This window comes from Paenibacillus sp. FSL W7-1287, from assembly GCF_038004245.1.
GTDB lineage: Bacteria > Bacillota > Bacilli > Paenibacillales > Paenibacillaceae > Pristimantibacillus > Pristimantibacillus camelliae.
Genome location: NZ_JBBORD010000001.1, coordinates 1,824,158 through 1,836,110, shown reverse-complemented (window position 1 = coordinate 1,836,110; position 11,953 = coordinate 1,824,158). Strand labels below are relative to the sequence as shown.

13 protein-coding genes are annotated in these 11,953 nt (G+C 41.8%); 5 read left to right on the top strand and 8 right to left on the bottom strand.

Going from position 1 to position 11,953, the window contains the following annotated elements; all coding sequences use genetic code 11:
• Nucleotides 1-110 precede the first annotated feature (110 nt).
• Together NSQ99_RS08200 and NSQ99_RS08195 are read left to right on the top strand one after the other, a co-directional pair.
• Nucleotides 111-620, top strand: a complete 510-nt coding sequence (locus NSQ99_RS08200; RefSeq protein ID WP_251670501.1) for a thioredoxin family protein — start codon at nt 111-113, stop codon at nt 618-620.
• Nucleotides 621-635: 15 nt separating this feature from the next.
• The gene (locus NSQ99_RS08195; RefSeq protein ID WP_340836119.1) at nt 636-1,142 is read left to right on the top strand and encodes a PCYCGC motif-containing (lipo)protein; all 507 of its coding nucleotides are present in this window, start codon (nt 636-638) and stop codon (nt 1,140-1,142) included.
• Nucleotides 1,143-1,196: 54 nt separating this feature from the next.
• Here the strand turns inward: NSQ99_RS08195 and NSQ99_RS08190 are convergent, their stop codons facing one another.
• Together NSQ99_RS08190 and NSQ99_RS08185 are read right to left on the bottom strand one after the other, a co-directional pair.
• Nucleotides 1,197-2,000, bottom strand: a complete 804-nt coding sequence (locus NSQ99_RS08190) for a GTP pyrophosphokinase (RefSeq protein ID WP_251670497.1) — start codon at nt 1,998-2,000, stop codon at nt 1,197-1,199.
• Between the two features lie 23 nt (nt 2,001-2,023).
• Entirely contained in the window at nt 2,024-3,121 is a 1,098-nt protein-coding gene (locus NSQ99_RS08185; protein ID WP_340838763.1) for a quinone-dependent dihydroorotate dehydrogenase, read from the bottom strand.
• Nucleotides 3,122-3,294: 173 nt separating this feature from the next.
• Here NSQ99_RS08185 and NSQ99_RS08180 point away from each other — a divergent pair, with 173 nt between their 5' ends.
• On the top strand, nt 3,295-3,435 hold the full coding sequence (locus NSQ99_RS08180) for a hypothetical protein (protein WP_251670496.1): 141 nt from the start codon (nt 3,295-3,297) through the stop codon (nt 3,433-3,435).
• Nucleotides 3,436-3,697: 262 nt separating this feature from the next.
• Here the strand turns inward: NSQ99_RS08180 and NSQ99_RS08175 are convergent, their stop codons facing one another.
• Together NSQ99_RS08175 and NSQ99_RS08170 are read right to left on the bottom strand one after the other, a co-directional pair.
• Nucleotides 3,698-3,937, bottom strand: a complete 240-nt coding sequence (locus tag NSQ99_RS08175; RefSeq protein ID WP_251670492.1) for a ferredoxin — start codon at nt 3,935-3,937, stop codon at nt 3,698-3,700.
• A gap of 113 nt (nt 3,938-4,050) precedes the next feature.
• The gene (locus NSQ99_RS08170) at nt 4,051-5,331 is read right to left on the bottom strand and encodes a DNA polymerase IV (RefSeq protein ID WP_251670491.1); all 1,281 of its coding nucleotides are present in this window, start codon (nt 5,329-5,331) and stop codon (nt 4,051-4,053) included.
• A 243-nt stretch (nt 5,332-5,574) separates the two neighbouring features.
• Here NSQ99_RS08170 and cimA point away from each other — a divergent pair, with 243 nt between their 5' ends.
• Nucleotides 5,575-7,194 carry a citramalate synthase gene (gene cimA, locus NSQ99_RS08165; RefSeq protein ID WP_340836115.1) on the top strand — a complete coding sequence of 540 codons (1,620 nt, stop codon included), beginning with the start codon at nt 5,575-5,577 and terminating at the stop codon, nt 7,192-7,194.
• A 111-nt stretch (nt 7,195-7,305) separates the two neighbouring features.
• Here cimA and NSQ99_RS08160 read toward each other — a convergent pair whose 3' ends face one another.
• The gene (locus NSQ99_RS08160; protein ID WP_340836113.1) at nt 7,306-7,863 is read right to left on the bottom strand and encodes a TlpA family protein disulfide reductase; all 558 of its coding nucleotides are present in this window, start codon (nt 7,861-7,863) and stop codon (nt 7,306-7,308) included.
• 179 nt (nt 7,864-8,042) lie between these two features.
• On the opposite strand from NSQ99_RS08160, the gene NSQ99_RS08155 reads away from it, so the two are divergent.
• Nucleotides 8,043-8,480 (top strand): M67 family metallopeptidase, encoded by a 438-nt coding sequence (locus NSQ99_RS08155; protein ID WP_340838762.1) that lies wholly within the window; start codon nt 8,043-8,045, stop codon nt 8,478-8,480.
• Here NSQ99_RS08155 and NSQ99_RS08150 read toward each other — a convergent pair.
• The 3 genes from NSQ99_RS08150 to NSQ99_RS08140 form a co-directional block, all read right to left on the bottom strand.
• Nucleotides 8,466-9,206, bottom strand: a complete 741-nt coding sequence (locus tag NSQ99_RS08150) for an exonuclease domain-containing protein (protein WP_251670483.1) — start codon at nt 9,204-9,206, stop codon at nt 8,466-8,468. The genes NSQ99_RS08155 and NSQ99_RS08150 overlap by 15 nt on opposite strands.
• Nucleotides 9,207-9,219: 13 nt before the next feature.
• Complete coding sequence (locus NSQ99_RS08145; RefSeq protein WP_340836112.1) at nt 9,220-10,326, bottom strand: DUF294 nucleotidyltransferase-like domain-containing protein; 1,107 nt, start codon at nt 10,324-10,326, stop codon at nt 9,220-9,222.
• 75 nt (nt 10,327-10,401) lie between these two features.
• Nucleotides 10,402-11,754 (bottom strand): ammonium transporter, encoded by a 1,353-nt coding sequence (locus NSQ99_RS08140; RefSeq protein ID WP_251670479.1) that lies wholly within the window; start codon nt 11,752-11,754, stop codon nt 10,402-10,404.
• Nucleotides 11,755-11,953: the final 199 nt, after the last annotated feature.

Sequence of the window (11,953 nt, the reverse complement as noted above, 5' to 3'; positions counted from 1 at the left end):
ATAACCCCCATTAGCTGTAGAAAATTTTCATCTACTATAGTTTTCGTGTATAATATAAAAAAGTAAGAGACTTATCACTTATAATCCTATTATTCGGAGGTAACAAGCCTGTGAACAAAAAAAAGAAAAAAAATAAGACGGTGTTTATTTACATTGGCATCATCGTTCTATTGCTCGTTGGTATCGTCGTCATCAACAACCTCGAACCGGACAATGCTCTTTACGGCAAGCCGTCAAGCGAGTTGAATCCAGCTACTCGTGAACTTTTGAAAGACGAGAATTACCAGAATATTATATTACCTGCAGCGCTCGATGAAAAGGTTGAAAATAAGGAAGATTTTATCGTTTATATGTTTTCTTCCACATGCATCTACTGTAAACAAACAACACCACAAATTATGCCAATTGTTAATGAGCTTGGCGTAGAAATGCATCAGTTTAATGTACTGGAGTTCCCTGAGTATCAAACAAAATATAATGTGGAATTCACACCAACGTTAATCTACTTCGAAGATGGTGTTGAGAAAGAACGCATCGTCGGTGGTGTAACAGTAGAAGGCTCTAATCAAGGTTCGAGCTTGGAAGAATTCCGAGCATTTTTTGAAAAATACAAAGGCTAAGAAAAGGAGTAGGGAATGAACGATATGAATGTTGATGCTGATCAGCATGAGCAACAGTCGTCCAAGCATTCAAGTCTCATGTATTTATTTTTGCTTGGCTTTGCAATCATTACATTTCTTGCTGCCTGCAGCTTGAGTGAGAAGGAATCCACTCACGTGCATCAAGTAGGCTCAGAGACGTGGGAGACGACGGCCTCTGCCGAGGAGCTGCCTCAATTTCTAGAGCAGCAAACAGAGCTTACTACTTCACTATATGGTGAAGTCGTAGATCATGCACATCATATGCACGAGCTTCCTTGCTATTGCGGATGTATGGACGGGACCGACATTGACGAGCCTCATGATTCGTTACTGAGGTGCTATATGGTTGAGCAGTCAGATGACGGACCAATTACCTGGACCGATCACAGTACAACCTGCGGGATCTGTAAGCAAGAACTGCAGCTTGTAGTAGAAATGGCTGACTCGGGAAGCAGCCTAGAAGAAATCAAGCTTGCAATTGACGAGCAGTTTAAACATTAATTCATCTATAAAGCTAAAGCACGGGATCTCACTGATGAGATCCCGTGCTTTTGTTTAGAGCGGATTGTTTTTTCTTGCTTGTGCAATATCTGCAACTAGCTCTAATGAAAGCTGCTCTAACGCTTCATAGTCCTCCAAGTCGAACAGCTCGTTGAACTTATTTTGATACTGTGCGGCAAGCCTTACCTGGTGAAAGGAGTAAAGCTTCTGAATACCCGATAATATCGTTGCCACACAGCTGGAGTTTTCTTCAAACTTCATTTGCGCATCTAGTATTTCTTTTCTTATCGTCGTCATCTCATTGTCTAACAAATTCGCTGCTTCTGCTGCCTTCTGCAGTCGATCCTTAACATCCTCTGGCAAATCCTTCTTATATTTGTAATTTAACGAATGCTCAATCGTTGCCCAAAAATTCATGGCCAGCGTTCTAATTTGGATCTCTGCTAAAATTAATGTATGACCTAATGCGGTTTGAACAGGATACTCAATAATCATATGATAGCTGCGATAACCGCTTTCCTTATAATTAGTTATATAATCCTTCTCATAAACTAGCTTTAAATCCTTGCGCATACGAATGAGAGATGCCACTCGGTAAATATCATCTACAAACTGACACATAATACGTATACCAGCAATGTCCTCGATCCCTAGATGCAATCGATCGTCGCTGACATTTAATCGTTTTGCTTTATCTAAAATACTTGAAATTCGCTTTACTCGACCGGTAACAAATTCAATCGGCGCATAGTCTTCGCGACTTTTAAGCTCAGTTCGCATTGTCTTGAATTTAACCTTAAGCTCTTCAACTGCCTGTTCGTATGGCTGCAAAAATAGACTCCAATCTCTACCGTCCATTTGGCCGCCTCCTGTATTCATCTTTATTTATGATCTGCACCGATTGCTTCCATAATATTAGAGAAGCCGTCTTTACGCATGCATTCCTTTAGCCCTGAAGTAAGCTCTTGAAGCAATGCTGGTCCCTTATAAATTAATGCAGTATAAACCTCAACCATCGATGCTCCTGCTCGAATTTTATCGTATGCATCTTGAGCAGTAAAGATTCCACCTGAGCCGATGATTGGAAGTTTTCCTTCTGTAAGCTTGTACACGCTGCGGATGACCTCTGTAGAACGCTCTCTCAACGGCACTCCGCTCAGACCACCTGTCTCTCCTTGGTTTGGATGGGATAGTCCTTCCCTTGATAGTGTCGTATTCGTTGCAATAATTCCGTTGATATTACTGTCTTTAATCGTTTGTACGGTATGCTCTAGCTGATCATCCGACATATCAGGAGCAATCTTCACAAAGATTGGCTTTATCTTTGCTTGACGCTGATCTGCTTGGATTTCCATTTCTTCACAAACATGTACGAGCAAATTATGTAGCTCATTCCCATGCTGCAGGTCGCGAAGACCTTGCGTATTGGGAGAGCTTATATTGACGACAAAAAAATCACCATGATCATATAATGTTCTTATGCAAGAGCGATAATCCTCATAGGCAAGCTCATTAGCTGTTATTTTATTTTTTCCGATGTTGACAGCTACTGGAATACTGCGATTCTTTCGACGCTGCAGTGCTTTTGCCATCTCCTCGGCACCATAATTATTAAAGCCCATTCGATTAATCAATGCCTCATCTGGTGGCAAGCGAAATAGCCGCGGCTGCTCATTACCAGGCTGCGGCTTAGGTGTTACTGTACCAGCTTCTACAAATGCAAAGCCAATATTTGAAAATCCATCCGTAGCCACTCCATTCTTATCCAAGCCTGCGGCTAAACCAATCGGATGCATAAACTCCATATCCAATAGCTTGACCTTAAGCTCTGCTGATGGCTTTACTCCATACATCCCATTCATTACTGACAACCCACCGGGAACCTTCCCTGCCATAGATAACCCATCGATAACGAGATGATGTGCTTTCTCTGGATCCATTTTGAAGAAAAATGGCTTTAAAATTTTTCTATATAACAACATGTCCACTCCGTTTCAAGTAAATAATCTCTATCTTTCAGTTTATCGTTTTTGCTCATAAAAAGAAAGTATTGTTCTTCCATTCATGTTAGCGCCTTCATATTGCCAGTCCTATGGAAAACCATTACAATAAGCCTATAGAGACAAATTTGCGATAGAAAGGTTGATTAAATATGAGCGCACCAAAACGCAAGCCAGCAACAATGAAACAAAAGCAACAAGAAGAAGTGAATAAAAAAGCGATATATTGGACAGCGGGCGTAGCTGGAGCTGTCATCGTCATCCTTGCTGCTCTCATTATTATCTTCTCATAATATTAAGCATAAGAAAGCTGCGTGATCAGCCCCTAACAAGAGACAGGTCATGCAGCTTTTTATAACTTATTCCTTTTTGTCATACAAACTAAGCCCAAGCATTATAATAAACGAAATGATGTAGTCTCGCTTGCGAAAATTGCTCATCGTACCACCTCTGATAATCAGGCATACTTCAGCTTACAATAATATCCAATATTTGTAAACAAAAAAACAGCATAGACGTAACATACGCAACATCTACACTGCCTCTTAAGCTTTATTATTCTTCGTTAAACGGTTCGTCCGAAATGTGGATAGAGTCTGTTGGACATCCGTCACAAGCATCCTGCATATCTTCGTACATATCTTCAGGGATTTCTGTAATCCCTCTATTGTTATCTCCATTAAAAATCACTTCGGCTAGCCCTTCATCATCATAGTCATAGATGTCTGGTGCAGTAGCCCCACATGCACCACATGCGATGCAAGTGTCTTTTTCTACCCATGTAAATTTAGCCAACGCTATTCCCTCCTAGTTCTATCACAACAAAAAAACATGTAACCATGAATTCTGTATATATACCAAAAGTTATTATATCACAAAATACAGGCGATTGTGTACTACGTACCAACTTATTCTAAATAATCCCGATCTAATTTTTCCAATGATGTTCCCCGTATTTTTTTATTGCGAATCAGACTGGAAGGGTCATCGCTTAACATTCCAGCCGTTAGAACGGCATGTTCACCAAATTTATCTCTTAGCTGATCCATTACTTTAGTTAGTGCTTCCTTCTTAGGCTCTTCCTCATAATTAAATAAATCAAGCTGAATCGCTGCTTCATACTCAGCCTTTAGGTTCTGCAGCGTAACGCCTAACAATCTGACGGGTTCGCCGATCACCCAATGCTTTTCAAACAGCTGCTGAGCATGCTTATACACTTGTTCTAAATTATGCGTGGGGACAGGCATCGTATAAGAACGGGTAATTGTCGACATATCTGGCCTACGAATCGTAATTTGTACGGTCGAAGCAACTAATCGCTGACGCCTTAATCTGCGAGTTGTTTGATCGGACAGGTTTAGTAATACGCGATTTATATCGTCGATATTCGTTAGATCAACTGGTAAAGTTGTTGTATGTCCGATTGATTTACTTGCTTCTTGTTCAGATTTCACTTCGCTATCGTCGATTCCATTGGCAGCTGCCTTCATCCAGCCACCTATCACCCCAAAGGACTTCAAAAGCAGCTGATCATCAGCGGCAGCAAGCTCTCCTATTGTGTTGATATGAAGCTTTTTAAGCTTCTCAGCCGTCTTCGCACCGATCCCGAAAAGCTCCTGACAAGGCTTATTCCACAGTAGCTTAGGAACATCTCTTTTTCGTAGAACCGTTATACCGTTAGGTTTTTTCATATCAGATGCCATTTTTGCCAGCAGCTTATTCGGTGCAATTCCGATAGAGCATGGCAATGAAAGCTCCTGAGCAATTCTCTGCTGAATTGTATGAGCAATATCTAATGGCGTGCCGAATATCTTAGAGCCAGTTATATCGAGATAGCACTCATCAATGGAAACCTGCTCGATAACTGGTGTATATTGATAAGCAATTTTCATAAATTGCTTCGAGTATTGACGATATAGATCAAAATTAGGTGAGATAAAGATTAAATCAGGCGCAATTCTTTGAGCCTCTCTTACATTCATCCCCGTACGAATACCAAGCTTTCTCGCCTCGTAAGAGCATGTAACGATAATTCCTTTTCTTTTCTCCACGCTACCGGAAACAGCCGTTGCCTTTCCTTTATACTGCTGAGGATCATCAGCACTATGCACGGAACAGTAAAAGGCATTCATATCTATATGCAATATTACCCTTCCGTTCGAAGGATAGTAATCTTGAACGTTTGCCAAGCCGCTCACCTCGTCACCATTTGCAACAATTTATGTCTATACTTTGATGTCTCTTCATATAATTATAGCACAAACGTTCGTATGAACCTATCTCTTGCTATACTTGCATAATTCCCCTATGCATAATTCGTACATTGCTACGTATATTTTTACACGATGCTATCACTTTACAGTTATATAGTGATATAATAAACCAATAATGTTTGTGTACTTGCTATCAGAGAAGGAGGCGTCATTTTTTTTATGTCATCGAACATCTTTATTTTTGACACTACGCTGCGTGACGGCACTCAAGGAGAAGGGATCAGCCTGTCCGCAGATGATAAATTAAAAATCGCCAAAAAGCTAGATCAATTAGGCGTTCACTATATTGAAGGCGGCAATCCAGGCAGTAACGGTAAAGATATCGAATTTTTCCAACGTGTAAAATCATTGAATCTAAACGCTAAGCTAACTGCATTCGGAAGCACACGTCGGAAAAATAGTATTGCTGAGCACGATACGAGCCTCTTAAAAATTGTTGAATCAGGCGTTCCGGCAGCTACCCTTGTAGGTAAGGCATGGGATTTCCATGTACATATCGCTCTCCAAACGACGCTGGAAGAGAATTTAGCGATGATTCAAGATTCATTTGCATTTTTGAAGCGTAACGGAATTGAAGCGATGTACGATGCTGAGCATTTTTTTGACGGCTACAAAAACAATCCCGAGTACGCTCTTGCAGCCTTACATGCAGCCAAGCAAGGCGGTGCGGACTGGCTTGTATTATGTGATACGAATGGCGGTACTATGCCTAATGAAATTGCGGATATTGTGCAGCGCGTCAAGGAAGAACTGGACATGCCTATCGGCATTCATACACACAATGACTGTGAGCTTGCGGTTGCCAATACGCTAGCTGCTGTAAATGCGGGTGCAACACAAGTACAAGGAACGATTAATGGGTATGGCGAGCGTTGTGGTAACGCAAATCTATGCTCGATCATTCCTAACCTTCAATTAAAAATGAACCATAATGTTCTGCCACCAGAAAAACTAGCTATGCTGACGAATACCGCTCGCTATATTAGTGAGGTGGCTAACGTTCATATGCCAGTAGGGCAGCCTTATGTTGGAAATGCGGCATTTGCTCATAAAGGCGGCATCCATGTATCTGCCATCATGAAGGATTCTTCGACGTATGAGCATATTGTTCCTGAGCTGGTCGGTAATAAGCAGCGCGTGCTTGTTTCTGAGCTTGCAGGACAAAGCAACATTATTTCAAAAGCTAGTGCACTTGGACTTAACGTGAATACGAATAACGAAAAAACGAAAAAAATTATGGATCATATTAAACAGTTAGAGCATGAAGGCTATCAGTTTGAAGCTGCAGACGCTTCACTAGAGCTTCTGCTTCGCAAAGCTTTCGGGGATTGGAAGCCGGCATTCCAGGTGGAATCCTATAAAGTCCATACGGAAAGCAAGCAGGATCAGATTATCTCTGAGGCTGTAGTAAAGATCAATATTGATGGCAAGCAAATTTATACGGTTGCTGAAGGAAATGGGCCAGTTAACGCACTTGACACTGCATTACGCAAGGCTTTAGCTCAGCATTATCCAGATATCGAGCATGTTTATCTTACTGACTATAAAGTACGTGTTATCGATGAAACAGATGCTACGGCTGCGAAGGTACGTGTGCTCGTTGAATCAACCGGTAAACAGCATAGCTGGAATACTGTCGGTCTGTCAGGCAACGTGATTGACGCTAGCTGGGATGCTATTGTGGACAGCCTACATTACGCTCTCCTCAGTTTGCAGAAGGTCAATATTGATGCACCTGCACAAGTTTCACAAGATTTTGTTGGATTAACGAACATTTAACTTTGTCGAGCAATACTTGCTTTTCTGCAAAATAATAAGGCGTGTATTACAGATTGCTGTTACCGACTATAGAGTCCGTACAGCTTCCGTAATACACGCCTTTAAACATATTTATAAATTTATTAGATGTGAGTCTATGATCTTTTCCCACTGCTCAAGCGTAATGACTCCATTGATTCTTTCTTTTATTACGCCCTCATCATCGATGATGAAGCTTGTAGGAAATGTATTCACGCGGTACAGCTTCGTAATATCGCCATCGCGATCAAACAGTACCTCGAAGGTGAAGCCAAAATCGTCTACAAATTTTCTCGCTTGTCTTTCATTATCTGTATCCGTCGCATTCACACCGAACATCGCAAGCTTATCACCATACTTCTGATGCAGCTTCTGTAAATCCGGCGCCTCAAGTTCACAAGGACCACACCAGGAAGCCCAGAAATTGATGAGCTGAAGCTTGCCCTCTTGCTCTCCGCCAAAGCTAATTGGAACATCATTAAGATTAGGCAGCTCATTAGTAAATGAAAGCTCCCCTGCCTTCGGCTTAAACGTCTGCATGGCTATCGATTGTGCACTAGTTGAGGATTGCTTGCCTGATTGAACAAACTCGTAAATTGCAAATCCGCCAAGTAGTAATGCAATAACAAGAATAGAAGAAATCTTTTTCATAGTCTGCCCTTTCCTCTGTCTATACTATAGTTAATACTATCATGGAAGCGATAAGCGCTTCAAGCTTCGCTTCGAATCCGTATAGTATTAGTGTATGCAATCGTTAATTTTGCTATACTTGGCTAATAGAGGCCCCCTCTACTGTTCATCAGTTCAATTCTATATGAAGGGAGAGGACTATCATCAGTACGAGCAATAACAGAGTTTCATCTATTACGAAAAGCTGTACAAAGCGAATCATTGACTATTGTGCACAGCAGCTACCATACGAGGCCTGCGGCTTGCTGCTCGCTGCGACTGATAGCGACATGATTATAGATTTCCAGCCGATTGTGAATCGTCACGAAGCCGCTGAACAGGCCTTTCTGTTCGATGCTGAGCAGTGGGTGCATCATTATTTTTCGGCGATACAGTCCGGTCACCATGTCGTTGGCATCTTCCATTCCCATCCAGCTGAAGAAGCTAGTCCATCTCAAGCAGATATCGAAGGCTTTATCGATCACCAATTAATTTATGCGATTGTTAGTTTAAAACAAATAGACAGACCACAGCTTCAATTCTACCGCTTTGATCATGCGGCAAATCGATTCTGGGACTGTCCACTAATGCTGGCTTAAATATGCATACAAATCTCCTAACGTATTGATGTTTGGTTTCTTCTCTTTAATTGCTTGGATATAGTTTAGCCACAGATGGGCAGTCATCCAAGCATCGGAGTACGCATGATGACGATTGTGGATAGGAATTTGGTGCCTTTGTAGTAAGGAATCCAGATCATATTGGGGCAAAGACGGCTCTAACCATTTAGCAAGCATCATCGTATCAATTACGCGGTGATTAAGGCTTGTTTTTGACGTTTTCCACAGCGCTTGATTAAGGAATTTTTTATCATGACCTGATGCATGAGCAACAAGCACCCGTTTGCCAACAAACTGCATAAATGCGCTGAGTACATCAATCAGCTCCTCTGCCTGTTGAGCCATTTCGTTCGTTATCCCTGTCAGCTCCGTTATCGTTGAAGGAATGGATCGTTTAGGATTCACTAATGAATAAAAGCTCTCCTCTTCCCTTATACAACCATCTCTCACTGCAACTGCACCGAACGATATGATGGCATCGCCATTCGTTACACTAAAGCCTGTCGTTTCTAAATCAAAAACAACGATGTCAAGCTCAGTCAGCTTTTTATCCCAAGCGTTTGTCTTCTGCTGCAAACGGTTCAAGCTTCTTATTTGTGCCATCTGCTGAGCATGGTTAGCGCCTAGAACGGAAGCAATGGCGGGTGTAATTCCACCTAGCTTATACAAATTCCACATTTTCCCTATCCCGCTTGGTTCCTTCATCTATAGCACCATCCTACTTATATGCTGCAAATTTCATCAATACGAGCCTCTGCATCTTCTTCCCCAGCTTTAAATTATGCTTCAGTTTTCTTTTTTCTCTTTTATCTATTTTGCTCAGATATAGCTTGCTATTCCCTTTATATTGATTATTCTCGGTGTGAAAGCCCGCCATTAGCCTAAGTGCGAGTATTTGTAGAAAAGCATCACGATACGAGAAGTAATCATTCTCTGTTATAATGCCTTGCTGATACAATTGCTCCAATCTGGATAGCGTTGACGTTTCTCTTATGTTTGCTCTCAATGCTAACCACCGGATTGAATTTACCATTGGAATATAGGCGCCATACTTTACATCAATGCTGCCGGCTGCCTCTCCGTATCGATCGGTAATAAATTGTCCTAGCATCCCTAGAAGCACTTTATGATGTAGCGTATTATCGATCATACGCTCAAGTATAGGAGGATGCTGAATAATCCCTTGTTCATAGCTCGCTCTAACACGTTCTTGCAGCAAGCTGCTTCCAGCAATACTACGGCCATCTGCTACGATCAATAAATAGCGCACTGATTCCCAGCTGGCATCAGAAAACCAATGATTAAGCTGGTCGATCCATTCTGTCTCTGATTGGCACCATAAACGTTGATCACTTTGGACCTTACCTTCACAAGGTGGATAACCAAGCTCAGTCAGCATCGTTACGATTTTTTGAGCGAAAGCTAAAAAATACATCTTCACTTCATCAGCTGATTCATGATCTGCATAGATGAGTGCACTGTCTTGATCACTTGCGAGCGTTTGCTCACTTCGCCCAGCACTGCCAAGCAATAAGTAGCAATAAGAGACAGGAGGAGGACCGAGTCCTTCTCCTGTCATGCTGCGTTCTGCAATCTTAATGGTTCTAGAGATCAGCGCGTCGTGAAGTTCATTAATACAAGCGTTATATTGTGCAACGCTGCTGCTCTCACTCCATGTTTGCTCCGCTGGCTGTATTGCGTGCTGGAATCGATCTCTTATGCGCCGCAGCTGAAGGAGCTGATCAGCCTGTATAATATTATCTTTAAGCTCTGCATAGTAACCAGCATCCAACGCGATCGACTCCCAGCATATTTTAATGAACAACCTATATCTCTCTACTAACCGCAATACAATAACATAAGCTAAACATAATTAGAGGCAGAGATGACCACCGACAGCCTATACTTTTTCAGTCTTACTCATTTGTTCAGGGTATCCATAGACACCATGCTCTGATAGGTCAAGCCCGATAATTTCTTGCTCTTCAGTAACACGGAAGCCCATAATCGCCTTCATTACACCTAGTACGATAAAGGATGCAACGGCAACAAATACTCCTGCAAATACGACTGACTCGATTTGTACCCACAGCTGTTTGAAGCTTCCTGTGTCGATTAAGCCGCCTTGACCAACTCCAACTTTTTCTGCAAGCTCTTGTGTTGCGAAAATACCGTTAGCAAGCGTACCCCAAATCCCTGCCATACCATGAACGGAAAGCGCGTAAATTGGATCGTCAATTTTAAGCTTCTCGAACAGCTTCACACTGTAAAACACTAGCACGCCAGCAATTAGACCGATAACGACTGCAGCCCACGGATCAACAAATGCACAGGAAGCTGTAATAGCTACCAAACCAGCAAGCACACCATTCAACATTGTCGTAATATCTGCTTTACCTCCAACAATCCAAGAGATAAGCATTGCAGCAACACCACCAGCACCAGCCGCAAGCATCGTAGTAAAGCCTACGTAAGCAAAAAATCCATCGTCAATCGCAACCGTCGAGCCTGCGTTAAATCCAAACCAACCAACCCATAGCAGTAGCACGGATAAAGCAGTATATACTTGGTTATGTCCTAAAATTTCATTAGGTGATCCATCTTTGTTAAATTTACCTATACGAGGCTTAAGAAGGATCGTAGCAACGAGCGCTGCTACTGCACCTGATAAATGTACAACGGTAGAGCCTGCAAAATCTTGCGCACCATGATCAGCTAACCAGCCGCCACCCCAGATCCAATGTGCAACGATCGGGTAGATAAAGGAAACATAAAACAATGTAAATACGATATAAGAGCCGAGCTTAGCTCTTTCAGCAAAACCTCCCCAAGCAATGGATAATGAGATTGCTGCAAACGCTAATTGAAATAAGAAAAATACTGCAGCTGGGAAGCTCTCCCCTTCTAAAGCTGCCTTAGCCGGGTTAAAGAAAAACTCTCCCCATCCTATAAATGCATTTAGATCACTTGTACCGAATGCAATGCCATAGCCAATTGCCCAATATACTAACGCTGCTAATCCAACCGTCAGTAAAGTTTTACCAGCTACGTGACCTGCATTTTTCATCCGTGTTGAACCAGCCTCTAATAAGATGAAGCCGCCTTGCATAAGTAGAACTAGAATAAATGCGAGCATAACCCATAATGAATCGAGACCCATCGTTAGCTTCGCCAGTTCTGCCTCTGACGCATAAGCTGCAAAAGGAAAAACCATTGAAAGCAGACCCAAAGCTAGTAATGTTTTCTTAACCATAATCACCACTCCAATTTTGTAAGGTATACTGACATCAAAAGAAAGATTTAATGTCATTATATCCGTGATGGCGACGGTATTGAATTGATTATTTGTATTTTAATTTGCATTCCAATGCATATCTTCCTATTCAATTGATAGCTTTCACTAAGCTGACATATAGTTCAATTGGCTAGTAACAAGGTGCTGAAATACCTAT

Bases quoted from the DNA above. Each gene is read 5' to 3' on its own strand.
- NSQ99_RS08195 (WP_340836119.1), top strand. From the start codon at position 636: ATGAACGATATGAATGTTGATGCTGATCAGCATGAGCAACAGTCGTCC.
- NSQ99_RS08190 (WP_251670497.1), bottom strand. From the start codon at position 2,000: ATGGACGGTAGAGATTGGAGTCTATTTTTGCAGCCATACGAACAGGCA.
- NSQ99_RS08180 (WP_251670496.1), top strand. From the start codon at position 3,295: ATGAGCGCACCAAAACGCAAGCCAGCAACAATGAAACAAAAGCAACAA.
- cimA (WP_340836115.1), top strand. From the start codon at position 5,575: ATGTCATCGAACATCTTTATTTTTGACACTACGCTGCGTGACGGCACT.
- NSQ99_RS08160 (WP_340836113.1), bottom strand. From the start codon at position 7,863: ATGAAAAAGATTTCTTCTATTCTTGTTATTGCATTACTACTTGGCGGA.
- NSQ99_RS08150 (WP_251670483.1), bottom strand. From the start codon at position 9,206: ATGAAGGAACCAAGCGGGATAGGGAAAATGTGGAATTTGTATAAGCTA.
- NSQ99_RS08140 (WP_251670479.1), bottom strand. From the start codon at position 11,754: ATGGTTAAGAAAACATTACTAGCTTTGGGTCTGCTTTCAATGGTTTTT.